Raw genomic sequence first — 24260 nt, 5'->3', positions numbered from 1 at the left:
ATCTTCGTTGTTATTATCAACGGCTATTAGCTAATAGACATGATCTACATTACCTTTTTTCAGGAATCCTTTTAATTATTTTCCACAGCATTATACTAGTAATTGAATAACATTTGCTCTAGCAGATGTCTATATATAAATCTGTGTCAGACATGATTGCAGGTTTGTTCGGTGTGTTAACCGAACAAGTGTATAACACTTACTAAATTTATACGATCTATAGAAAAATGTCAAATGCCTATAGTTAAGTTTTGTATAAAAAGTAAGTGTCGTTTCATTTGTGCTATTTTTATAGCAACTATCTTTAATATTGATCGAGGGGTGAATCAGTTGACAGGTCAACTAGTTCAATATGGTCGACACCGCCAGCGCAGAAGTTACGCGCGTATCAGCGAGGTTTTAGAATTACCGAATTTAATTGAGATTCAAACCGCATCTTATCAATGGTTCTTAGACGAAGGTTTACGAGAAATGTTCCAGGATATTTCGCCGATTGAAGATTTCGCAGGAAATTTATCTTTGGAATTTGTAGATTACAGCCTAGGTGAACCAAAGTATCCGGTGGATGAATCCAAAGAAAGAGATGTAACCTATAACGCTCCTCTACGAGTAAAGGTTCGTTTATTAAACAACGAAACAGGTGAAGTGAAAGAACAAGAAGTGTTTATGGGTGATTTCCCATTGATGACGGAAACAGGTACGTTTGTCATTAATGGTGCAGAACGTGTTATTGTTTCACAGCTTGTTCGTTCACCGAGTGTTTATTTCAACGCCAAAATCGATAAAAACGGTAAACGTGGCTATGGTGCTACGGTTATCCCTAACAGAGGTGCTTGGTTAGAATTTGAAACAGACGCTAAGGATGTTGTGCATGTCAGAATTGATCGTACAAGAAAGTTACCAATAACAGTCCTTTTAAGAGCGTTAGGTTTTGGAGATGACCAAGAAATCTTGGATTTATTCGGAGAGAATGAATACTTGAAAAACACCCTTGAAAAAGACAATACGGAAACAAGCGAAAAAGCTTTGTTAGAAATATATGAGCGCCTTCGCCCAGGAGAACCACCAACTGTAGAAAATGCTAAAAGTCTATTGGTTTCTAGATTTTTTGATCCAAAAAGATATGACTTGGCACACGTTGGTCGTTACAAAATCAATAAAAAATTACATTTGAAAAATCGTTTATTTAATCAAATTTTAGCTGAGCCACTTGTTGATCCTGAAACAGGAGAAGTGATTGCGAATAAAGGCGATAAATTAGATAGGCGTTTATTAGATAAAATCTTACCAATACTAGACTCTGACGAAAATCGTTTCGGTGAGAGAGTGATAGAACCTCATGAGGGTGTGGTAGAAGATCCAATCAGCGTTCAATCGATTAAAATCATGGATCCAACTGACCCTGAAGGTGAAAGAACGTTAACAGTCCTAAGTAACTGTAACGTAGATAGCGGTATTAAAAATATTACACCTGCTGATATTTTGTCAGCAATCAGTTATTTCTTTAACATTCTTCACCAGGTAGGCGACACAGATGACATCGATCACCTTGGTAATCGTCGTCTTCGTTCAGTGGGTGAATTGTTACAAAATCAATTCCGTATCGGTTTATCTCGTATGGAGCGTGTTGTTCGTGAAAGAATGTCGATTCAGGACACTTCTTCGATCACACCGCAACAATTGATTAACATTCGACCAGTGATTGCATCTATCAAAGAGTTCTTTGGTAGTTCACAATTATCACAGTTTATGGATCAAACCAATCCATTAGCAGAGCTTACGCACAAGCGTCGTTTATCTGCTTTGGGACCAGGTGGTTTGACGCGTGAACGTGCAGGCTTTGAAGTGCGAGACGTTCACTATTCTCACTATGGACGTATGTGTCCGATCGAAACGCCTGAGGGTCCGAACATCGGGTTGATAAACTCACTATCTTCTTACGCTAAAGTAAACAAATTTGGTTTTATTGAAACGCCATACCGCAGGGTAGATCCTGAAACGGGGCGTGTTACTGAACAAATGGATTACTTAACTGCTGATGAAGAAGATAACTATGTAGTAGCACAAGCGAACGCGAAACTAGATGAAGATGGAACCTTTTCAGATGAAGAAGTTATCGCAAGGTTCCGTGGTGAAAATACGATCGTTAATCGTGAAAAGCTTGACTATATGGATGTATCCCCTAAACAAGTTGTGTCAGCCGCAACAGCATGTATTCCGTTCTTGGAGAATGATGACTCCAACCGTGCCTTAATGGGTGCGAACATGCAGCGGCAGGCTGTGCCACTTATGCAGCCGAAGTCGCCAATTGTGGGTACTGGTATGGAATATGTATCAGGGAAAGACTCTGGTGCTGCAGTAATCTGTAAACACGAAGGTATCGTGGAAAGAGTAGAAGCGAAAGAAGTATTGGTTCGCCGTATTACGGAAGTGGATGGCAGAGAAGTAGAAGGTGACCTTGACCGTTACCGCCTGCAGAAATTCATCCGTTCAAACCAAGGAACTTGTTATAATCAGCGTCCAATCGTTGCCAAAGGAAATCGTGTAACGAAAGGTGAAATATTAGCTGACGGTCCATCAATGGAAAAAGGGGAATTGGCACTTGGCCAAAACGTCCTTGTCGGCTTTATGACATGGGAAGGTTACAACTACGAGGATGCCATCATCATGAGCGAACGCCTTGTCAAAGATGATGTGTATACTTCGATCCATATTGAAGAGTATGAATCTGAAGCGCGTGATACAAAATTAGGACCAGAAGAAATCACGCGTGATATCCCGAACGTAGGGGAAGATGCGTTACGTGATTTAGATGAAAGAGGTATTATTCGTGTCGGTGCGGAAGTAGAAGATGGCGATTTGTTAGTAGGTAAAGTAACACCTAAAGGTGTAACAGAACTATCTGCTGAAGAACGTCTGTTACACGCTATCTTCGGTGAAAAAGCGCGTGAAGTGCGTGATACATCACTGCGAGTACCACACGGTGCCGGTGGTATTGTATTAGATGTGAAAATCTTCAACCGTGCTGACGGTGATGAATTACCTCCAGGTGTAAACCAGTTAGTTCGTGTCTATATCGTTCAAAAACGTAAGATTCACGAAGGAGATAAGATGGCCGGTCGTCACGGTAACAAAGGTGTTATTTCCAAGATTTTACCGGAAGAAGATATGCCATTCTTACCAGACGGTACACCAATTGACATCATGTTAAACCCATTAGGGGTACCATCTCGTATGAACATCGGACAAGTGCTTGAATTGCACTTAGGTATGGCTGCCAGACAATTAGGTATTCATGTAGCATCGCCGGTATTTGATGGTGCGCGTGAAGAAGATGTTTGGGAGACGCTTGAAGAAGCAGGATTACCACGTGATGCGAAAACGATTCTGTATGACGGAAGAACCGGTGAGCCGTTTGATAACCGTGTTTCTGTTGGTGTCATGTACATGATCAAGCTTGCTCACATGGTTGATGATAAGTTACACGCTCGTTCTACAGGTCCTTACTCACTTGTTACGCAGCAGCCACTAGGTGGTAAGGCGCAATTCGGTGGTCAGCGTTTTGGTGAAATGGAGGTATGGGCATTAGAAGCATACGGTGCCGCTTATACACTTCAAGAAATCTTAACGGTGAAATCGGATGATACCGTTGGGCGTGTGAAAACTTATGAAGCCATCGTGAAAGGTGATAATGTTCCTGAACCTGGAATTCCTGAATCTTTCAAAGTATTGATCAAAGAGTTACAGAGTTTAGGTATGGATGTCAAAATGCTATCTGGCGATGAACAAGAGATCGAACTTCGTGATGAAGATGAAGATGACGGGCAATCAGCAGATAACTTCAACTTAGAAATAGAAGAAACAACTAGCTGATAAGCAGCAATATTGATGCTACCAATTCAAACCCGGTCAATCTTGTTAGGCAAGACTGATCGGGTACGAATTGTCTATTAACATAAACGAACGAAAACCCAAAGACTAAAAGGGAGGTCTACCCCTTGTTAGATGTAAATAATTTTGAATTTATGAAAATAGGTTTAGCGTCACCAAACAAGATTCGTTCTTGGTCATTTGGTGAAGTGAAAAAGCCGGAAACCATTAATTACCGTACATTAAAACCAGAAAAAGATGGTTTGTTCTGTGAACGTATTTTCGGTCCGCAAAAGGACTGGGAGTGTCATTGTGGTAAATACAAACGTGTACGATATAAAGGTGTAGTCTGTGATCGTTGTGGTGTAGAGGTTACGAAAGCAAAAGTACGTCGTGAGCGCATGGGCCACATTGAATTAGCAGCACCAGTATCCCATATCTGGTATTTTAAAGGAATTCCAAGTCGTATGGGGCTAGTGTTAGATATGTCTCCTCGAGCGTTAGAGGAAGTAATTTATTTCGCTGCTTACATCGTTACAGATGCAGGGGATACAGCGTTAGAAAAGAAACAACTTTTATCCGAAAAAGAATACCGCGCATATCGTGACAAATACGGCAGTTCTTTCAAAGCCCAAATGGGTGCAGAAGCAATCAAGAAAATTCTTCAGGACATCGATCTTGAAAAAGAAGTAGAATTGCTTCGTGAGGAATTAAAGTCAGCTCAAGGTCAGCGCAGAACCAGAGCGATTAAACGTCTGGAAGTATTAGAGGCGTTCCGTAACTCTGGTAACGATCCAAGCTGGATGATTATGGATGTTCTTCCGATCATCCCGCCGGAATTGCGACCAATGGTGCAATTAGATGGTGGGCGTTTTGCTACATCTGATTTGAATGATCTATATCGTCGTGTTATCAATCGTAATAACCGACTAAAGAGATTGCTTGATTTAGGTGCACCAAGCATTATTGTTCAAAACGAAAAACGTATGCTGCAAGAAGCTGTCGATGCGTTGATCGATAACGGTCGTCGCGGTCGTCCTGTTACAGGACCAGGTAACCGTCCACTTAAATCTCTTTCACACATGCTGAAAGGGAAGCAAGGCCGTTTCCGTCAGAACTTGTTAGGTAAACGTGTAGATTATTCTGGCCGTTCTGTTATCGTCGTAGGACCGCACTTGAAAATGTATCAATGTGGTCTACCGAAAGAAATGGCAGTGGAATTGTTTAAGCCGTTTATCATGAAAGAGTTAGTGGAGCGAGGTTTAGCTCACAATATTAAATCTGCAAAACGTAAAATTGAACGTCTTCATGAAGAAGTTTGGGATGTGTTAGAAGATGTGATTAAAGAGCACCCAGTTCTATTAAACCGTGCACCAACTCTACACCGTCTAGGTATTCAAGCTTTTGAACCTACATTGGTAGAAGGTCGCGCAATCCGTCTTCACCCACTAGTATGTACAGCATACAACGCTGACTTTGATGGGGACCAAATGGCGGTACACGTACCATTATCAGCAGAGGCGCAAGCAGAGGCACGTATTTTAATGCTAGCTGCACAAAACATCCTGAACCCGAAAGATGGAAAACCAGTTGTAACGCCATCTCAGGATATGGTACTTGGTAACTACTATTTAACTCTTGAACGCGAGAGTGCTATTGGTGAAGGTATGGTGTTTAAGGACTTGAACGAAGCATTAATCGCCTACCAGAACGGTTTTGTACATCTTCACACACGTGTAGCCATTCAACCGTCTTCTCTGAATAAAGAAGCGTTCACGGATGAGCAACGCAGTAGATTAATGATTACAACGGTTGGTAAGCTAATCTTTAACAATATGCTTCCGGAATCATTCCCGTACATGAATGAGCCGACACAGGAAAACTTAGAAATAGCAACACCAGATAAGTATTTTGTTGACGCTGGGGTAAATGTTAAAGAAGAGATTGCGAAACGTGATATCATTTTACCATTCAAAAAAGGTATTCTTGGAGATATTATTGCGGAAGTATTCAAGAAGTTCAAAATCAGCGAAACTTCCAAAATGCTTGACCGTATGAAAGATCTAGGCTTCAAGTACTCTACAAAAGCAGGTATTACAGTAGGTGTATCTGATATCGTTGTGCTTTCTGAAAAAGAAGAAATTCTAAATGAGGCACAAGCCAAAGTAGATAAAGTATTGAAGCAATTCCGCAGAGGTTTAATTACGGATGAAGAGCGCTATGATCGTGTCATTTCTGTATGGTCTCAAGCGAAAGATACTATTCAGGATAAATTAATGAAGTCCTTGAATCCTCGTAACCCTATCTTTATGATGAGTGATTCAGGTGCCCGTGGTAACGCATCTAACTTTACCCAGCTTGCAGGTATGCGTGGTCTAATGGCCAACCCAGCTGGTCGAATCATTGAGTTACCGATTAAATCAAGCTTCCGTGAAGGTTTAACAGTACTCGAGTACTTTATTTCAACACACGGTGCACGTAAAGGTCTTGCTGATACTGCACTTAAGACAGCCGATTCTGGCTACTTAACAAGACGACTTGTTGACGTTGCGCAAGATGTTATTATCCGTGAAGAAGATTGTGGAACAGATCGTGGATTAACTGTATCAGCTATTAAAGAAGGTACTGAAATGATCGAACCATTAATCGACCGACTAATCGGCAGAACGGCATTCCAGAACGTGAAGCATCCTGAAACAGGAGAAATCATTGTTGAGAAAAATGAAGTAATCTCTGAAGATGCTGCCAAGGAAATTGTGGAAGCAGATATTGAAGATGTCATCATCAGAACTGTCTTTACATGTAACACCAAGCACGGTGCATGTAAAAAATGTTACGGTCGAAACTTAGCTACAGGTGAAGAAGTCGAAGTGGGTGAAGCGGTAGGTATTATCGCTGCACAATCTATCGGTGAGCCTGGTACACAGTTAACCATGCGTACATTCCACACAGGTGGGGTAGCAGGTAGCGATATTACTCAAGGTTTACCGCGTATCCAAGAGATCTTTGAAGCGCGTAATCCAAAAGGGCAGGCAGTAATTTCTGAAATCTTCGGTACGGTCGAAGACGTTACAGAAGTGAAAGATAAACAAGAGATTGTTGTGCGTGGTCAAGTAGAAACGAAAACGTACACTTCACCATACGGTTCAAGACTTAAAGTCTCTATCGGTGAGGAAGTAGAGGCGGGTCAAGCGTTGACAGAAGGTTCAATCGATCCGAAAGAATTATTAAAAGTTAAAGGTATCGATGGCGTACAATCTTATCTGTTGAAAGAAGTGCAGAAGGTATACCGTATGCAAGGGGTAGAAATCGGTGATAAACACGTAGAAGTAATGGTTCGTCAAATGCTTCGTAAAGTTCGTGTTGCAGATTCTGGTGATACAGAAGTATTACCTGGATCATTGCTCGAAATTCACCAGTTCAAAGATGCCAACAAACAATCGTTACTTACAGGCGGTCAGCCAGCAGTAGGTCGGCCAGTACTACTAGGTATTACGAAGGCATCTCTTGAAACAGACTCCTTCTTATCAGCCGCATCGTTCCAAGAGACCACAAGAGTCTTAACAGATGCAGCAATCAAAGGCAAACGGGATGAATTACTAGGACTTAAAGAGAATGTTATCATTGGTAAGCTGGTTCCTGCAGGTACAGGTATGCAACGATATCGACGCATTCAGGAAAAACTTGCACAAGATCCTAACCAAGTAGAAAAGACAGACTCTGAAGAAGTCATTCAATAATGAAGTATTCGGATTATCTGTGATTCAGCAGATAATCCGAGCTTTACCATTTACTTGATATAAGCAAGGTTTAGACGAAAGACCTTAAATTTATATTGATTTTTTCAATAATAAGTTGACATTGAAAAACGGTGATGATAATATATTTAAGGTGCTTCCGTTATCCTTGTTACTTTGGAGGATATTTAAATGTCTTATGAAAAAGTGGCACAGGTAAATACTGAATCGATAATCGGAACAAAACAAGTTTTAAAAGCCATCAAAAATGGTTATGCAAAAGAAGTAATTATTGCTAGTGATGCAGACCCGCATATTACTAGTAAGATTACACAAGTAGCATCTGATCATCAGGTTCCTTGTTTCTTTGTGGATTCTATGAAAAAACTAGGAAAAGCTTGTGGAATCGATGTCGGTGCAGCAACTGTGGCGATCAAACAATAAAGTTTTGGCATGTAATTTGCGAAGACTTTGTTTTTTGCTCTTTTATGAACCACCTGGATGTGTGGTATTACATTAACGGAATAGAGAGGAGGAAAATCACATGCCAACTATTAATCAATTAGTACGCAAAGGTCGTGTTTCTAAATCAAAGAAATCTGACTCACCTGCTTTAAATAAAGGGTATAACAGCCGTAAAAAACTTGCGACTGACCAAAACGCTCCACAAAAACGTGGTGTTTGTACTCGTGTAGGTACGTTAACTCCTAAGAAACCGAACTCAGCACTTCGTAAATATGCTCGTGTACGTTTGTCTAACCAAATCGAGGTAACTGCTTATATTCCTGGGATTGGACACAATCTACAAGAGCACAGTGTTGTGTTAATTCGTGGTGGTCGTGTAAAAGACTTACCAGGGGTACGTTATCATATCGTTCGTGGTGCGCTTGATACTTCAGGTGTAGAAGGACGTATGCAAGGCCGTTCTAAATACGGTGCGAAGAAGCCAAAAGCCAAAAAATAATTTTATATGATTGAGAACATCATAGGAAGGAGGGAAAGATATGCCACGTAAAGGACCAGTAGCAAAGCGTGATGTCTTACCAGATCCGTTATACAATTCTAAACTTGTTACACGTTTGATCAATCAAATTATGATCGACGGAAAAAGAGGTAAAGCACAAAAAATTCTTTACCGTGCGTTTGAATTAGTTCAAGAGCGCAGCGGTCAAAACGCTATGGACGCTTTTGAACAAGCGATGAAAAACGTTATGCCTGTACTTGAAGTACGTGCTCGTCGTGTTGGTGGTTCTAACTACCAAGTACCGGTTGAAGTTAGACCAGAGCGCCGTCAAGCATTAGGTTTACGCTACATCGTGAATTATTCTCGTCTTCGCGGTGAGAAAACAATGGAAGAGCGTTTAGCGAATGAAATCCTAGATGCTTCAAACAATACAGGTGCCTCTGTTAAAAAACGCGAAGATATGCACAAAATGGCAGAAGCTAACAAAGCTTTCGCTCATTATCGCTGGTAATCATCAAAATAACAATTCTTTAAGTAGGAAGGAGAAAGATTCATGCCTAGAGAGTTCTCCTTGGAGAATACGCGTAATATCGGTATCATGGCTCACATCGATGCTGGTAAAACAACTGCAACAGAACGTATTTTATTCTATACTGGACGTATCCACAAAATTGGGGAAACACACGAAGGTGCTTCTCAAATGGACTGGATGGAGCAGGAACAAGAACGCGGTATTACCATTACTTCTGCAGCAACTACTGCACAATGGAATGGTCACCGCATTAACATCATCGATACACCAGGACACGTAGACTTCACTGTAGAAGTTGAACGTTCATTACGTGTACTTGATGGTGCGGTAGCGGTACTAGACGCACAGTCTGGTGTTGAACCACAAACAGAAACAGTGTGGCGCCAAGCTACAACATACGGTGTTCCACGTATTGTGTTTGTTAACAAAATGGATAAAATCGGTGCAGACTTCCTTTATTCCGTTGGTACAATCGGAGATCGTCTTGGAGCAAATGCTCACCCGGTACAACTTCCAATTGGTGCGGAAGATGAATTCGAAGGAATTATCGACTTAATCTCAATGGAAGCATACTACTACCTAGATGATTTAGGAACTCGTGCTGAAGCGAAGCCGATTCCAGATGAATACAAAGAACAAGCAGAAGAATACCGTACTAATTTAATCGAATCCGTAGCGGAATTAGATGAAGATCTAATGGAACGTTATTTAGAAGGTGAAGAATTTTCTAATGACGAACTAAGAGTTGCGATTCGTAAAGCCACTTTAAGTGTGGAATTTTACCCAGTATTCTGTGGTTCAGCTTTCAAAAACAAAGGGGTTCAGCTTTTAATCGATGGTGTTGTTGATTATCTACCATCACCATTAGATATCCCTCCAATTGAAGGACATGTACCACAAACAGAAGAAGAAGTAGTTCGTAAAGCAGATGACAAAGAACCTTTCTCTGCATTAGCATTTAAAGTAGCTACTGACCCATTCGTAGGTAAGCTTACTTTCTTCCGTGTGTACTCTGGTACATTGAAGTCAGGTTCATACGTTAAGAACTCAACGAAAGATAAGCGTGAGCGTGTAGGTCGTATCCTGCAAATGCATGCAAACTCTCGTGAGGAAATCTCTGAAGTTTACGCTGGGGATATTGCTGGGGCAGTTGGTTTGAAAGACACAGGTACAGGTGATACGCTTTGTGATGAGAAATCTCTTGTAATCCTTGAATCAATGGAATTCCCGGAACCAGTTATCTCTGTAGCAATCGAACCTAAATCGAAAGCCGACCAAGATAAAATGGGTATCGCTTTAGGTAAACTTGCGGAAGAGGATCCAACATTCAAGACAGAAACAAACCAGGAGACTGGTCAAACAATTATCTCTGGTATGGGTGAGTTACACCTTGATATCATTGTGGATCGTCTAAAGCGTGAATTCAAAGTTGAAGCAAACGTTGGTGCGCCACAAGTATCTTACCGTGAAACATTCCGTAGTTCTGCGGAAGTAGAAGGTAAATTCGTTCGTCAATCTGGTGGTCGTGGACAGTATGGTCACGTATGGGTTAAATTCGAACCTAACGAAGAAGGTGCCGGTTATGAATTTGTAAACAAAATCGTCGGTGGTGTTGTACCACGTGAATATATCCCATCTGTTGAAGCTGGTATCAAAGAATCACTAGAAAACGGCGTAGTAGCTGGTTATCCACTAATCGATGTTAAAGCGACACTTTATGATGGAAGCTATCATGATGTTGACTCTAACGAAACAGCATTTAAAGTAGCAGCCTCTATGGCGCTTAAAGCAGCTAAAAACAAGTGTAACCCAGTTCTTCTAGAACCAATGATGAAAGTAGAAGTTGTAATTCCAGAAGAATACATGGGTGACATTATGGGTGATGTAACTTCTCGTCGAGGACGCGTAGAAGGTATGGAAGCACGCGGACCTGCACAAGTAGTTAAAGCATTCGTTCCACTAGCAGAAATGTTTGGCTATGCTACTTCGCTTCGTTCTAACACGCAAGGTCGTGGTACTTATACTATGCACTTTGATCACTATGAAGAAGTACCGAAGAGCATTTCTGAAGAAATTATTAAGAAAAATGCTGGTGAATAATTGATTTTTTTCACAATCTAACGTATAACTTGTATTATAGGCTTGGATTCCTTATAATCTGAGCCGAGATACATGAAAATATAATTAAAAAGTTTACTTAATTAAAGGAGGAAATATACATGGCTAAGGAAAAGTTTGACCGTTCCAAGGACCACGTTAACATTGGTACAATTGGACACGTTGACCATGGTAAAACAACATTAACAGCAGCAATCACTAACGTTCTTTTTAACAAATATGGTAGTGGGGAAGCTCGTGCATACGATCAAATCGATGGAGCTCCTGAAGAAAAAGAACGTGGAATCACTATCTCAACTGCACACGTTGAGTATGAAACGGATAACCGTCACTATGCACACGTTGACTGCCCAGGTCACGCTGACTATGTTAAAAACATGATCACTGGTGCTGCACAAATGGACGGTGCTATCCTTGTAGTATCTGCAGCGGATGGTCCAATGCCACAAACTCGTGAGCACATCTTACTTTCTCGTCAAGTAGGTGTACCTGCGATCGTTGTATTCTTAAACAAATGCGATATGGTAGATGACGAAGAACTTCTTGAATTAGTAGAAATGGAAGTACGTGATCTATTAAGCGAATATGAATTCCCTGGTGATGATGTACCAGTAGTTAAAGGTTCTGCTCTTAAAGCACTTGAAGGAGAAGAACAATACGTTAACGCTATTCTTGAATTAATGGATGCAGTTGATGAGTACATCCCTCGTCCAGACCGTGATACTGAAAAACCATTCATGATGCCAGTTGAGGACGTATTCTCAATCACTGGTCGTGGTACTGTTGCAACAGGACGTGTTGAGCGTGGTGTTGTAAAAGTAGGTGATGAAGTAGAAGTCATCGGTCTTGCTGAAGAAGCAGCGAAAACTACTGTAACTGGTGTGGAAATGTTCCGTAAGCTTCTTGACTATGCTGAAGCTGGTGACAACATTGGTGCACTTCTACGTGGTGTTGCACGTGAAGACATCAACCGTGGTCAAGTACTAGCTAAGCCTGGTTCAATTACACCACACACTAACTTCAAAGCTGAAGTTTATGTACTATCTAAAGACGAAGGTGGACGTCACACTCCATTCTTCTCAAATTATCGTCCGCAGTTCTATTTCACTACAACTGACGTTACTGGTGTTATCAGCCTTCCTGAAGGTGTAGAAATGGTAATGCCTGGAGATAACGTTGAAATGACTGTAGAACTTATTTCTCCAATCGCGATGGAAGATGGAACTAAATTCTCTATCCGTGAAGGTGGACGTACTGTAGGTGCTGGAGTCGTATCTACAATCACTAAATAAGTAAATGTTTTAACACAGAAAAGCAGGTAGTGTAGTCTACCTGCTTTTTTGTACATTTAAAAGGTTGCGTCCAAAGAGTATATAATCACTGTAAAAATCATAAGTAAACTTGCATCCATCAACTTTGATGCCATTTTGATATGCTGTTAGTGCTAGGAAACCGCTCCGGCCAACCACTTCGCGCCCTGCGGAAGGCTGCATGGTTGGCCGGAGCGATATCCAGGCACACTAAATCTGTCGAAATCAAGTCAACGTTTGTTAGTATATGACGCTTTTCTTCTATATAAATAGTTCATGTTTTGCGTAGATGATTGGAACATATTTCATGCTGGTTTAAAATGTGCAACTAATGCGGTGGGGACAGTATTTAGGCTGCGAAAAAAAATCTAAAAAAATTTCGTATAAATGTTGCATTCGCCTTAAGAATTCTATATAATAAACAATGTTGGTCATAAAACAGGCGATGATGCGGAAGGTTGTTGGCACACCCGGCCCCTTTGCCATGGCTAGTGTGCGGAGAAAATTTTCGCGGAGAATGTCTATTATCTAAATGGGCGAAAAGGAGGGAAAATAATGGCAAAAGAAAAAATTAGAATTCGTTTAAAAGCGTATGATCACCGTATTTTAGATCAGTCTGCAGATAAAATCGTAGATACTGCAAAAAGATCTGGCGCAGGTGTTTCAGGTCCGATCCCGTTACCAACGGAAAAGTCGGTTTACACAATCTTGCGTGCAACTCACAAGTACAAAGATTCTCGTGAGCAATTCGAAATGCGCACACACAAACGTCTAATTGACATCGTAAGTCCTACACCAAAAACTGTTGATGCGTTAATGCGTCTTGACTTACCATCTGGTGTGGATATCGAAATTAAACTTTAATATAAATTTACTAATCTAGGAGGTGTAACGGATGACGAAAGGAATCTTAGGTCGCAAAGTCGGCATGACACAGTTGTTTTCTGAAGAGGGCGAATTAATCCCTGTAACTGTTATTGAGGCTGAACCAAACGTTGTATTGCAGAAACGTACGCAAGATAACGATGGATATGAAGCAATTCAAATCGGTTTTGCAGATCAAAAAGCAAACAATGTAATCAAAGCAGGAAAAGGGCATGCTGAAAAGGCAAATACTACTCCTAAGCGCTTCATTCGTGAAATCCGTGACGTAAATCTTGACGAATATGATTTAGGTCAAGAGATAAACGTAGAGGTTTTCCAAGCGGGAGATATTATTGATGTAACAGGTACTTCTAAAGGGAAAGGATTCCAAGGTGCTATTAAGCGTCATAATCAAGCACGTGGACCGATGACACACGGTTCTCGCTACCACAGACGCCCGGGTACAATGGGTCCAATCGATCCAATGCACGTATTCAAAGGTAAAAAATTACCTGGTCAAATGGGTGGCAAGAAGATCACAATCCAGAACTTAGAAGTTGTGAAAGTAGATGCAGAACGTAACCTTCTCTTAATCAAAGGAAACGTTCCAGGTGCAAGAAAATCATTCGTTGAAATTACGAGTGCAGTAAAGGCTAACTAATTACTAATCGAAGGGAGGATATGTCATGCCTAAAGTAGCACTATTTAATCAAAGTGGATCACAAGTTGGTGATGTAGAAATCAACGATGCGGTATTCGGAATTGAGCCAAACGAACATGTACTACATGACGCTGTTCTAATGCAACGTGCATCTTTGCGTCAAGGTACACATGCGGTAAAAAACCGTTCTGATGTACGTGGTGGTGGTCGTAAACCGTGGCGTCAAAAAGGAACAGGCCGTGCACGTCAGGGGTCAATCCGTTCACCTCAATGGGTAGGCGGTGGAACTGTATTCGGACCTACTCCAAGAAGCTACAGCTACAAATTACCTAAGAAAGTACGTAGATTAGCGCTTAAATCTGCTTTTTCTAGCAAGGTAAAAGATGATAGCTTAGTGGTTTTAGAAGGAATTGCTTTTGATGCTCCAAAAACGAAAGAAGTAGTTTCAATGCTTTCTTCTTTAAATGTAGATACAAAAGCATTAATTGTTACAGCGGATAAAGACGAAGTATTAGTGAAATCGGCTAATAATCTTGAAAATGTAAAAGTACTATCAGTAAGCGAAGTAAACGTACTAGACTTGCTTACGCATGACAAGCTGATCTTAACAAAAGAAGCAGCTGAAAAAGCAGGGGAGGTGCTTGCATAATGAAGGATCCTCGTGATATTATTAAGCGCCCTATCATTACAGAACACTCTGCAGATTTAATGGCAGATAAAAAATATACGTTTGAAGTAACGAAGAACGCAAACAAAACGCAAATCAAAGGTGCAGTTGAAGAAATCTTTGGTGTGAGCGTAGTGAGTGTGAACACGTTAAACAGAAAAGGTAAATTTAAGCGTATGGGCCGTTATGGCGGATTTCGCTCTGACAGTAAAAGAGCAATTGTTCAGTTGTCTGAAGACAGCAAAGAATTAGATTTCTTTGAAACGTTATAATTTGAATAAAAAAGGAGGGAAAAAAGATGGCGATTAAAAAGTACAAACCAACTTCCAATGGTCGTAGATTTATGACGGTTTCTGATTTTGCTGAAATCACAACAGATCAACCGGAAAAATCTCTTCTTGCACCATTAAGCAAGCGTGGAGGTCGTAATAACCAAGGGAAATTAACCGTTCGTCATCAAGGCGGTGGACACAAGCGTAAGTATCGTATCATTGATTTCAAACGCGACAAAGATGGAATACCAGGCAAAGTTGCTACAATCGAATACGATCCAAACCGTTCAGCAAACATCGCTCTTATCCATTATGTTGATGGAGAAAAACGTTATATTCTAGCACCAAAAGGAATTCAAGTAGGTCAGGAAATCGTATCTGGTTCTGATGCAGATATCAAATTAGGTAACGCATTACCGCTAAGTGATATTCCAGTAGGTACAGTAATTCATAACATCGAATTAAAACCAGGACGCGGTGCACAGTTAGTTAGGTCTGCTGGAGCACAAGCACAAATCCTAGGACGTGAAGGTAAATACGTATTAGTGCGTTTATCATCTGGTGAAGTTCGTTTAGTTCTAGCTTCTTGCCGTGCTACAATCGGTCAAGTTGGTAACCTAGAGCACGAATTAGTCAACGTGGGTAAAGCTGGACGTTCTCGTTGGAAAGGCAAGCGCCCAACTGTTCGTGGTTCTGTTATGAACCCTAATGATCACCCACACGGTGGTGGTGAAGGACGCGCACCAATCGGTCGTAAATCACCAATGTCACCTTGGGGTAAACCAACACTTGGTTACAAAACACGTCAGCGTAACAAGCAATCAGATAAATTTATCGTACGTAAACGTAAAAAATAACGGGGTTGAACGACGGGCGACAAAACCCGTCCGACAATCGCGAAGGGAGGCTTATCCATGGGTCGTAGCTTAAAAAAAGGACCTTTCGCAGATGACCATTTAATGAAAAAGATCGACAAATTAAACGATGAAGACAAGAAGACAGTTGTAAAAACGTGGTCTCGTCGTTCTACAATTTTTCCGAACTTCGTCGGTCATACGATTGCGGTATATGATGGTCGCAAACACGTGCCAGTATTCGTAACGGAAGATATGGTTGGACATAAATTAGGTGAATTTGCTCCAACACGTACGTATAGAGGGCATGCTGGAGATGACAAGAAAACAAAACGTTAATTGAGAGGAGGTACTCCTAATGCAAGCAAAAGCTGTTGCAAAATCAATCCGAATTGCTCCTCGTAAAGTTCGCCTAGTGATCGATTTAATCCGTGGCAAAGAAGTAGGAGAGGCAATTGCGATTTTAAAACACACACAACGCGGTGCATCACCAGTTGTTGAGAAATTATTAAATTCTGCTATCGCAAATGCAGAACATAATTATGAAATGAACACAGATAATTTAGTAGTGTCAGAAGCGTTTGTTAACGAAGGTGTTACTTTGAAACGTTTCCGCCCACGTGCACAAGGTCGTGCAACACAAATCAATAAACGAACTAGCCACATTACAGTGGTTCTATCTGAGAAAAAGGAGGGATAATCTGTGGGTCAAAAAGTAAATCCAACTGGTCTTCGTGTCGGAGTTATCCGTGATTGGGAATCTAAATGGTATGCAGGAAAAGATTATGCGGACCTTTTACATGAGGATATCAAAATTCGTGAATATATCGAACAACGTCTAAAAGATGGTGCTGTATCCAAAGTAGAAATCGAAAGAGCGGCAAACCGTGTTAACATTTCAATCTCTACAGCAAAACCAGGTATGGTAATTGGTAAAGGTGGTTCTGAAGTAGAAGCACTACGTAAATCACTTAACCAACTAACTGGTAAAAGAGTACACATCAACATCGTAGAAGTGAAAAAAGCAGATCTAGATGCTAAGTTAGTAGCTGAAAACATCGCTCGTCAATTAGAAAATCGTGTGTCTTTCCGTCGTGCACAGAAACAAACGATTCAACGTGCTATGCGCGCAGGTGCTAAAGGTATCCGTACGCAGGTATCTGGTCGTCTTGGCGGTGCAGATATGGCGAGAGCTGAGAGCTATAGCGAAGGAACTGTTCCACTTCATACTTTACGTGCAGATATCGATTACGGAACTGCAGAAGCAGACACCACTTACGGTAAGTTAGGTGTTAAAGTATGGATCTATCGTGGAGAAGTCCTTCCAACTAAAAACAATAACTAAGGAAGGGGGCAAGCATTATGTTAATGCCAAAACGTGTAAAACATCGTAAGCAACATCGTGGTAATATGAAAGGTAAAGCAAAAGGTGGTACATCAGTAGCATTTGGTGAATACGGCTTACAGGCTGTTGATGCTTCCTGGATTACTAGTCGTCAAATCGAAGCAGCTCGTATAGCGATGACTCGTTATATGAAGCGTGGTGGTAAAGTTTGGATTAAGATCTTCCCTGACAAACCTTATACTGCAAAGCCTCTAGAGGTTCGTATGGGTTCTGGTAAAGGTGCTCCTGAAGGATGGGTAGCAGTAGTTAAACCTGGTAAGATAATGTTTGAGATTGCAGGTGTATCGGAAGAGGTAGCACGTGAAGCACTTCGTCTTGCAGCTCACAAATTACCAATTAAAACGAAATTCGTAAAACGAGAAGAAATTGGTGGTGAAATCAATGAAGGCTAATGAAATTAGAGAACTAACCACTGCCGAAATTGAACAAAAGATCAAGTCATTAAAAGAAGAGCTTTTCAATTTGCGTTTCCAACTAGCTACCGGCCAATTGGAAAACACAGCACGTCTACGTGAAGTGCGTAAGTCAATTGCACGTATGAAGACTGTTGTTCGCGAAAGAGAGCTAAGCGTAAATAACGGATAATAAAGGAGGTTAGCCTCAGATGAGTGAGCGTAATAATCGTAAAGTCTATACTGGACGTGTCGTATCTGACAAGATGGATAAAACTATTACTGTCTTAGTTGAAACATATAAATTTCATACTTTATATGGCAAGCGCGTTAAATACTCTAAAAAATTCAAAACTCATGATGAAAACAACCAAGCTAAAATCGGCGATGTTGTACGTATCATGGAAACAAAACCACAATCTAAAACAAAACGTTTCCGTTTAGTTGAAGTTGTGGAAGAAGCAGTAATTATTTAATTAAAGTTCGCTCGGATAAGTTCCGAAGGGAGGGTACACGAATATGATCCAACAAGAATCTCGTTTAAAAGTAGCAGATAACTCTGGTGCTCGTGAAGTACAGGCGATTAAAGTTTTAGGTGGTTCAGGTCGTAAGACAGCCAACATTGGTGATGTAATTGTTTGTTCGGTAAAACAAGCAACACCAGGGGGCGTTGTTAAAAAAGGTGAAGTAGTTAAAGCTGTAATTGTACGTTCTAAGAGCGGAGTAAGACGTAAAGACGGTTCTTATATTCGATTTGATGAGAACGCAGCAGTCATCATTCGTGATGACCAAAGTCCAAGAGGTACTCGTATTTTTGGACCAGTTGCACGTGAATTGCGTGATGCGAAATTCATGAAAATCGTATCTCTAGCTCCAGAAGTATTATAAGCACGTTAGGAAAAACCGTGTAAGGAGGTGCGGATAGCATGCATGTCAAAAAAGGTGATAAAGTACTTGTAATTTCAGGTAAAGATAAAGGAAAGCAGGGAGAAGTTTTAGCTGCATTTCCTAAAAAAGATCGTGTGCTTGTAGAAGGTGTTAATGTTGTGAAAAAACACGCGAAACCTTCTCAGGAAAATCCACAAGGTGGTATTTTGAATCAAGAAGCAGCGATTCATGTTTCGAACGTAATGCCAGTAGATCCTAAATCTGGCGAACCAACTCGTGTTGGATATGAAGTACGTGACGGAAAGAAAGTTCGTGTCGCTAAAAAATCTGGTGAAGCGTTAGATAAATAGTCTTAGCGATGAAAGGAGGTTTACGTGATGAACGCTTTAAAGCAAAAATACAATGACGAAATTGTTTCTTCTTTAGTAGAGAAATTCAACTATAACTCAGTGATGGAAGTACCTAAAATCGAAAAAATCGTATTAAACATGGGTGTTGGTGATGCGGTTCAAAACTCTAAAGCACTTGATGCTGCGGTAGAGGAATTGACACAAATCACTGGTCAAAAACCTGTAGTAACAAAAGCGAAAAAATCTATTGCAGGCTTCCGTTTACGTGAAGGAATGCCAATCGGTGCGAAAGTAACATTACGTGGAGAGCGTATGTTTGACTTTCTACAAAAGCTTATCGATGTATCACTTCCACGTGTACGTGACTTCCGTGGTATTTCTAAAAAAGCTTTTGATGGCCGTGGTAACTACACTTTAGGTGTAAAAGAACAATTAATTTTCCCGGAAATTAATTATGACCAAGTAAACAAAGTAAGAGGAATGGACGTTGTTATCGTCACTACAGCTAACTCTGACGAAGAAGCTGCAGAACTTCTAACTCAACTTGGCATGCCTTTCCAAAAATAAGCGAAAAGCTAATATAAGGAGGGAAAAGAGTGGCTAAAAAATCAATGATCGCTAAACAACAGCGCAAAGCGAAATTCCCGGTTCAGGAATATACTCGTTGTGAACGTTGCGGACGTCCACACTCAGTAATCCGTAAATTTAAACTTTGCCGTATTTGTTTCCGTGAACTTGCATATAAAGGTCAAATTCCTGGTGTTAAAAAAGCAAGCTGGTAAATCCCCGATTAGGGAAGGAGGTAATAGGAATGGTTATGACAGATCCAATTGCAGATATGCTTACTCGTATTCGTAACGCTAACACAGTTCGCCATGAAAAATTGGAGTTCCCAGCGTCGAATCTTAAAAAAGAAATTGCAGATATTTTAAAACGTGAAGGATTCATCCGTGACTACGAATTTGTAGAGGATGACAAACAAGGAATCCTTCGTATCTTTTTGAAGTATGGAAGTAACGACGAACGTGTAATTTCAGGTTTGAAACGTATTAGTAAACCAGGTTTACGCGTTTATGCAAAAGCTGATGAATTACCGAAAGTACTAAACGGTTTAGGTATTGCGATCGTTTCTACTTCAAAAGGTGTATTGTCTGATAAAGAAGCACGTTCACAGGCTATCGGTGGCGAAGTGCTAGCATATATTTGGTAAGAGATTCTTAGAAGATAGGAGGTGCCTTAGTATGTCACGTATAGGTTTAAGACTATTGGAAATTCCACAAGACGTGGAAGTGAAATTAGATGGAGATACTGTTACAGTTAAAGGACCAAAAGGTGAATTAAGCCGTTCTTTTAACAGTGACATGAATGTTAAGATTGAGGATAATATCCTGACAGTTGAACGTCCAAGCGACTCTAAACTGCATAAAGCATTACATGGTACAACTCGAAGCCTTATCGGTAATATGGTTGAAGGTGTCCATAAAGGATTCGAAAAAGCACTTGAAATTCAAGGTGTAGGGTACCGTGCACAAAAACAAGGTGATAAACTTGTTGTTAATGCTGGTTATTCTCACCCAGTTGAAATCGAACCGATCGAAGGAATTGAAATTGATGTTCCAGCGAATACAAAAGTTGTTGTAAAAGGTATCGATAAAGAATTAGTAGGCGCTGTTGCGGCTAACATTCGTTCCATCCGCCCACCTGAACCATATAAAGGTAAAGGTATCCGTTATGAAGGCGAATATGTACGTCGAAAAGAAGGTAAAACTGCTAAGTAAGGTTAGTTAGGGAACAGAAAGGAGTGACCTAGATGATCACAAAACCTGATAAAAATAGTGTACGTAAGAAAAGACATATGCGTATCCGTAAGAACCTTTTCGGTACTCAGGAGCGCCCACGTCTAAATGTATTCCGTTCGAATAAACACATCTATGCACAACTTATCGATGACGTAAATAACGTGACGGTAGCTAGTGCATCTACAGTAGATAATGAGTTAAACTTAGATACAACAGGGAATGTTGATGCAGCGAAACAAGTTGGAGAACTACTTGCTAAGCGCGCAATCGACAATGGCTTCAAAAATGTTGTTTTTGATCGTGGTGGATATTTATATCATGGTCGAGTTAAATCTCTAGCAGATGCTGCTCGTGAAGCAGGTCTTGAATTTTAATTAAAAAAGGAGGGACATATGTTGCGTACTAACATCGACCCAAACAAATTAGATTTAGAAGAACGCGTTGTAACAATTAACCGTGTAGCAAAGGTTGTAAAAGGTGGACGTCGTTTTCGCTTTGCTGCATTGGTAGTAGTCGGAGATAAAAATGGTCATGTAGGATTTGGTACTGGTAAAGCACAAGAGGTACCAGATGCTATTAAAAAAGCAATCGACGATGCTAAGAAAAACTTAGTAAATGTACCTATCGTTGGTACTACTATTCCACACGAAATCCACGGGCAATTCGGTGCTGGTAACATCTTAATGAAACCAGCAGTAGAAGGTACCGGGGTAATCGCAGGTGGACCTGTGCGTGCCGTATTAGAACTTGCTGGTGTTGGCGATATTCTATCTAAATCACTAGGTTCAAATACTCCAATCAACATGGTTCGTGCAACAATCAATGGACTAAGCGAATTAAAACGCGCTGAAGAGGTAGCGAAACTTCGTGGTAAGTCTGTAGAAGAATTGTTAGGATAGGGAGGGAAAACAAATGTCTAATAAATTAGAAATTACCCTCAAACGCAGTGTCATCGGTAGATCAGAAGTACAAAAAGCTACTGTTCAAACTCTTGGACTGAAAAAAATTCATCAATCAGTAGTTCGTGAAGATACTCCTGTCGTGCGAGGCATGATTACCAAAGTATCACATTTAGTAGACGTGAAAGAAGTTTAATAAACAAAATAGATATAAGAGGAGGTGCTCGCATGAAACTGCATGAATTAAAACCAGCTCAAGCGAAGAAAGAACGCAACCGCGTTGGTCGTGGTATGTCATCAGGTAACGGAAAAACATCTGGACGTGGTCATAAAGGTCAAAAAGCACGTTCCGGTGGAGGCGTACGTCCAGGATTTGAAGGTGGACAAATGCCTTTATTCCAACGTTTACCTAAACGTGGTTTTACTAACATCAACCGTAAAGATTTCGCAATTGTTAACTTGGAAACATTAAACAGCTTTGACGAAGGTACTGAAGTGACACCTGAGCTTTTACTAGAAAATGGTACCATCAGCAAGGTAAAGTCTGGCGTTAAGATTCTTGGAAATGGTAAAATAGAAAAGAAATTAACCGTAAAAGCTCATAAGTTTTCTGCTTCAGCTAAAGAAGCAATTGAAGCAGCGGGCGGTCAAACTGAGGTGATTTAATGTTCCGTACAATCTCCAATTTTGTGCGTGTGGCTGACATCAGAAACAAAATTATCTTTACACTTCTTATGCTAGTAGTATTTCGAATTGGTACTTTCATTCCAGTTCCTTTTACTGACAGAAGTGCCATTGACTTTATGAATGAACAAAATGTGTTCGGCTTATTAAACACATTTGGTGGTGGGGCATTACAGAATTTCTCTATCTTTGCGATGGGAATCATGCCATACATCACTGCATCCATCATCATGCAGTTATTGCAAATGGATGTTGTTCAGAAATTCTCTGAATGGAAGAAACAAGGTGAGATGGGACGCAAGAAATTAGCGCAAGTCACACGTTACGCAGCGATCGCGTTAGCATTTATCCAAGCTTGTGCGATGTCTGTAGGATTTAACGCGATGTCAGGAGGAATGTTAATTAAAGACCCTGGCGTTGGTAAATTCTTAGTGATTGCTATCGTGTTAACAGCTGGTACTGCTTTTCTGTTATGGTTAGGAGAGCAAATTACTACACACGGTGTAGGTAATGGTATCTCTATTCTAATTTTTGCAGGTATCGCTGCTGCCATTCCAAATGGTGTGAATCAAATTTATGCACAGTATTTTGGATCTGGCACAGGAGATGAACTGTTCCTAAATATCGTTATTGTATTATTAATTTTACTGCTTGTACTTGCTGTAGTCGTAGGTGTTATTTTTATTCAGCAAGCATTACGTAAAATTCCGGTACAATATGCAAAACGTTTAGTGAATCGTTCGCCGGTAGGTGGACACTCTACACATTTACCGTTAAAAGTAAATGCTGCAGGGGTAATTCCGGTAATCTTTGCAATATCATTTATCATTGCACCGCGTACGATCGCGAGTTTCTTTGAAAACAATGAGATTGCGATAGCTATTTCAAACTTTTTTGATTATACAACCGTAAGTGGTATGATTATCTACGTTGTGCTAATCATCGCATTTACGTATTTCTATACATTTGTTCAGGTTAATCCAGAGCAAATGGCTGACAACTTGAAAAAGCAAGGTGGCTATATCCCTGGTATTCGTCCAGGAAAAACTACGGAGACTTATTTAACACGTGTTATGTATCGACTAACATTTGTTGGATCTTTATTCTTAGCTGCGGTAGCTGTACTCCCTCTAATCCTAGGTGGCGTTGCAGGTTTACCACAGTCCGTGCAAATCGGAGGAACAGGTCTTCTAATTGTTGTCGGCGTAGCATTACAGACAATGAAACAGTTAGAAGGACAGCTAGTCAAACGTAATTATAAAGGCTTTATTAAATAAAGCTTTTATAGTTCGTACTAGAAAGAGAGCGAGGGGAAAATCGTTGAATCTAATCCTTATGGGACTACCTGGTGCCGGTAAAGGTACACAGGCAGAAAAAATAGTAGAAAAATATGAAATCCCTCATATTTCAACTGGAGATATGTTTCGATTAGCTATTAAAGAAGGAACGGAGCTTGGACAGAAAGCGAAGAGCTATATGGATGAAGGTGCTCTAGTTCCAGATGAAGTAACCATTGGTATTGTCCAAGAGCGATTGAACAAAGATGACTGTCAAAAAGGCTTCTTGTTAGATGGCTTTCCACGTACTTTAGCACAGGCTGAAGCGTTAGATGACTTGCTTTCTAACATGAATCGTTCGATTGATTTTGTTCTGCACGTGGACGTAGCGAAGGAAAAACTAGTGGAACGTCTTACTGGCCGACGCATATGTCCGAAATGTGGGACCACTTATCATGTAGTCTTTAACCCACCAGAGGTTGAAGGAGTTTGTGATAAAGATGGCGAGACATTGATTCAGCGTGAAGATGATCAACCGAGTACAGTATCGAATCGTTTAGAGGTGAATCTTGAACAAACTCAACCGATGTTAGATTTCTATGCTGACAAAGGTGATTTGGTTACGATCAATGGCTCTCAAGAAATCGACAAAGTATTTAGCGATATTGACGAGAAATTAAAAACAATTTCTTAATGAAATGTCATGTTTGTTGGTAT

At 40.6% G+C, this 24260-nt stretch carries 30 protein-coding genes; all 30 read left to right on the top strand.

Annotated features, from left to right (window positions below; all coding sequences use genetic code 11):
* Positions 1 to 330 precede the first annotated feature (330 nt).
* Positions 331 to 3873 carry a DNA-directed RNA polymerase subunit beta gene (gene rpoB / locus MUN88_RS04995; protein ID WP_244721619.1) on the top strand — a complete coding sequence of 1181 codons (3543 nt, stop codon included), beginning with the start codon at positions 331 to 333 and terminating at the stop codon, positions 3871 to 3873.
* Between the two features lie 125 nt (positions 3874 to 3998).
* A complete protein-coding gene (gene rpoC / locus MUN88_RS04990) occupies positions 3999 to 7610 on the top strand; it encodes a DNA-directed RNA polymerase subunit beta' (protein WP_244721616.1) in 3612 nt (1203 codons plus the stop codon).
* 189 nt (positions 7611 to 7799) lie between these two features.
* The gene (locus tag MUN88_RS04985; RefSeq protein ID WP_244721613.1) at positions 7800 to 8051 is read left to right on the top strand and encodes a 50S ribosomal protein L7ae-like protein; all 252 of its coding nucleotides are present in this window, start codon (positions 7800 to 7802) and stop codon (positions 8049 to 8051) included.
* Positions 8052 to 8151: 100 nt separating this feature from the next.
* Positions 8152 to 8571 carry a 30S ribosomal protein S12 gene (gene rpsL / locus MUN88_RS04980; protein WP_244721610.1) on the top strand — a complete coding sequence of 140 codons (420 nt, stop codon included), beginning with the start codon at positions 8152 to 8154 and terminating at the stop codon, positions 8569 to 8571.
* Positions 8572 to 8611: 40 nt separating this feature from the next.
* Entirely contained in the window at positions 8612 to 9082 is a 471-nt protein-coding gene (rpsG, locus tag MUN88_RS04975) for a 30S ribosomal protein S7 (protein WP_244721607.1), read from the top strand.
* 42 nt (positions 9083 to 9124) lie between these two features.
* Positions 9125 to 11203 (top strand): elongation factor G, encoded by a 2079-nt coding sequence (gene fusA, locus MUN88_RS04970; protein ID WP_244721605.1) that lies wholly within the window; start codon positions 9125 to 9127, stop codon positions 11201 to 11203.
* A gap of 119 nt (positions 11204 to 11322) precedes the next feature.
* Entirely contained in the window at positions 11323 to 12513 is a 1191-nt protein-coding gene (gene tuf, locus MUN88_RS04965; protein WP_244721600.1) for an elongation factor Tu, read from the top strand.
* A gap of 573 nt (positions 12514 to 13086) precedes the next feature.
* Positions 13087 to 13395, top strand: a complete 309-nt coding sequence (gene rpsJ, locus MUN88_RS04960) for a 30S ribosomal protein S10 (RefSeq protein ID WP_244721597.1) — start codon at positions 13087 to 13089, stop codon at positions 13393 to 13395.
* Positions 13396 to 13426: 31 nt separating this feature from the next.
* Positions 13427 to 14056: a 50S ribosomal protein L3 gene (rplC, locus tag MUN88_RS04955; RefSeq protein ID WP_244721594.1), complete on the top strand. Its 630-nt coding sequence runs from the start codon at positions 13427 to 13429 to the stop codon at positions 14054 to 14056.
* Positions 14057 to 14081: 25 nt separating this feature from the next.
* Entirely contained in the window at positions 14082 to 14705 is a 624-nt protein-coding gene (gene rplD / locus MUN88_RS04950) for a 50S ribosomal protein L4 (protein ID WP_244721591.1), read from the top strand.
* Positions 14705 to 14995 carry a 50S ribosomal protein L23 gene (gene rplW / locus MUN88_RS04945; protein ID WP_244721588.1) on the top strand — a complete coding sequence of 97 codons (291 nt, stop codon included), beginning with the start codon at positions 14705 to 14707 and terminating at the stop codon, positions 14993 to 14995. Before rplD ends, rplW begins: the two co-directional genes overlap by 1 nt.
* 26 nt (positions 14996 to 15021) lie before the next feature.
* Positions 15022 to 15852, top strand: a complete 831-nt coding sequence (gene rplB / locus MUN88_RS04940) for a 50S ribosomal protein L2 (protein WP_244721566.1) — start codon at positions 15022 to 15024, stop codon at positions 15850 to 15852.
* 57 nt (positions 15853 to 15909) lie between these two features.
* Complete coding sequence (gene rpsS / locus MUN88_RS04935) at positions 15910 to 16188, top strand: 30S ribosomal protein S19 (RefSeq protein ID WP_244721565.1); 279 nt, start codon at positions 15910 to 15912, stop codon at positions 16186 to 16188.
* 19 nt (positions 16189 to 16207) lie between these two features.
* Positions 16208 to 16549 (top strand): 50S ribosomal protein L22, encoded by a 342-nt coding sequence (rplV, locus tag MUN88_RS04930; protein ID WP_244721564.1) that lies wholly within the window; start codon positions 16208 to 16210, stop codon positions 16547 to 16549.
* 3 nt (positions 16550 to 16552) lie between these two features.
* Complete coding sequence (gene rpsC / locus MUN88_RS04925; RefSeq protein ID WP_244721563.1) at positions 16553 to 17194, top strand: 30S ribosomal protein S3; 642 nt, start codon at positions 16553 to 16555, stop codon at positions 17192 to 17194.
* A 17-nt stretch (positions 17195 to 17211) separates the two neighbouring features.
* Entirely contained in the window at positions 17212 to 17646 is a 435-nt protein-coding gene (gene rplP, locus MUN88_RS04920; RefSeq protein ID WP_244721562.1) for a 50S ribosomal protein L16, read from the top strand.
* Complete coding sequence (rpmC, locus tag MUN88_RS04915) at positions 17636 to 17839, top strand: 50S ribosomal protein L29 (protein WP_035724125.1); 204 nt, start codon at positions 17636 to 17638, stop codon at positions 17837 to 17839. Before rplP ends, rpmC begins: the two co-directional genes overlap by 11 nt.
* Before the next feature lie 19 nt (positions 17840 to 17858).
* Positions 17859 to 18122 (top strand): 30S ribosomal protein S17, encoded by a 264-nt coding sequence (gene rpsQ / locus MUN88_RS04910; protein WP_244721561.1) that lies wholly within the window; start codon positions 17859 to 17861, stop codon positions 18120 to 18122.
* A gap of 43 nt (positions 18123 to 18165) precedes the next feature.
* Complete coding sequence (gene rplN / locus MUN88_RS04905; RefSeq protein ID WP_244721560.1) at positions 18166 to 18534, top strand: 50S ribosomal protein L14; 369 nt, start codon at positions 18166 to 18168, stop codon at positions 18532 to 18534.
* A 38-nt stretch (positions 18535 to 18572) separates the two neighbouring features.
* A complete protein-coding gene (gene rplX / locus MUN88_RS04900) occupies positions 18573 to 18884 on the top strand; it encodes a 50S ribosomal protein L24 (RefSeq protein WP_244721558.1) in 312 nt (103 codons plus the stop codon).
* A gap of 27 nt (positions 18885 to 18911) precedes the next feature.
* Positions 18912 to 19451, top strand: a complete 540-nt coding sequence (rplE, locus tag MUN88_RS04895; RefSeq protein WP_244721544.1) for a 50S ribosomal protein L5 — start codon at positions 18912 to 18914, stop codon at positions 19449 to 19451.
* 29 nt (positions 19452 to 19480) lie between these two features.
* Positions 19481 to 19666, top strand: coding sequence for a 30S ribosomal protein S14 (gene rpsN / locus MUN88_RS04890; RefSeq protein WP_244721542.1), 186 nt, complete (start codon positions 19481 to 19483; stop codon positions 19664 to 19666).
* A gap of 29 nt (positions 19667 to 19695) precedes the next feature.
* Positions 19696 to 20094, top strand: coding sequence for a 30S ribosomal protein S8 (gene rpsH / locus MUN88_RS04885; protein ID WP_244721540.1), 399 nt, complete (start codon positions 19696 to 19698; stop codon positions 20092 to 20094).
* A 31-nt stretch (positions 20095 to 20125) separates the two neighbouring features.
* Positions 20126 to 20662 carry a 50S ribosomal protein L6 gene (gene rplF, locus MUN88_RS04880; protein ID WP_244721531.1) on the top strand — a complete coding sequence of 179 codons (537 nt, stop codon included), beginning with the start codon at positions 20126 to 20128 and terminating at the stop codon, positions 20660 to 20662.
* A gap of 32 nt (positions 20663 to 20694) precedes the next feature.
* Entirely contained in the window at positions 20695 to 21057 is a 363-nt protein-coding gene (rplR, locus tag MUN88_RS04875) for a 50S ribosomal protein L18 (protein ID WP_244721528.1), read from the top strand.
* Positions 21058 to 21075: 18 nt separating this feature from the next.
* Entirely contained in the window at positions 21076 to 21582 is a 507-nt protein-coding gene (rpsE, locus tag MUN88_RS04870; protein ID WP_018934228.1) for a 30S ribosomal protein S5, read from the top strand.
* 13 nt (positions 21583 to 21595) lie between these two features.
* Positions 21596 to 21778: a 50S ribosomal protein L30 gene (rpmD, locus tag MUN88_RS04865; RefSeq protein WP_244721525.1), complete on the top strand. Its 183-nt coding sequence runs from the start codon at positions 21596 to 21598 to the stop codon at positions 21776 to 21778.
* A 32-nt stretch (positions 21779 to 21810) separates the two neighbouring features.
* Positions 21811 to 22248, top strand: coding sequence for a 50S ribosomal protein L15 (gene rplO, locus MUN88_RS04860; RefSeq protein WP_244721516.1), 438 nt, complete (start codon positions 21811 to 21813; stop codon positions 22246 to 22248).
* Positions 22248 to 23543 carry a preprotein translocase subunit SecY gene (secY, locus tag MUN88_RS04855; protein ID WP_244721513.1) on the top strand — a complete coding sequence of 432 codons (1296 nt, stop codon included), beginning with the start codon at positions 22248 to 22250 and terminating at the stop codon, positions 23541 to 23543. The genes rplO and secY overlap by 1 nt, the downstream gene beginning before the upstream one ends.
* Positions 23544 to 23586: 43 nt before the next feature.
* A complete protein-coding gene (locus MUN88_RS04850) occupies positions 23587 to 24237 on the top strand; it encodes an adenylate kinase (RefSeq protein WP_244721511.1) in 651 nt (216 codons plus the stop codon).
* Positions 24238 to 24260: the final 23 nt, after the last annotated feature.

The organism is Gracilibacillus caseinilyticus, from assembly GCF_022919115.1.
In the GTDB taxonomy this organism is placed as follows: domain Bacteria; phylum Bacillota; class Bacilli; order Bacillales; family Amphibacillaceae; genus Gracilibacillus; species Gracilibacillus caseinilyticus.
The sequence above is the reverse complement of the archived record's forward strand: the minus strand, read 5'-3'. Positions and strand labels throughout refer to the sequence as shown.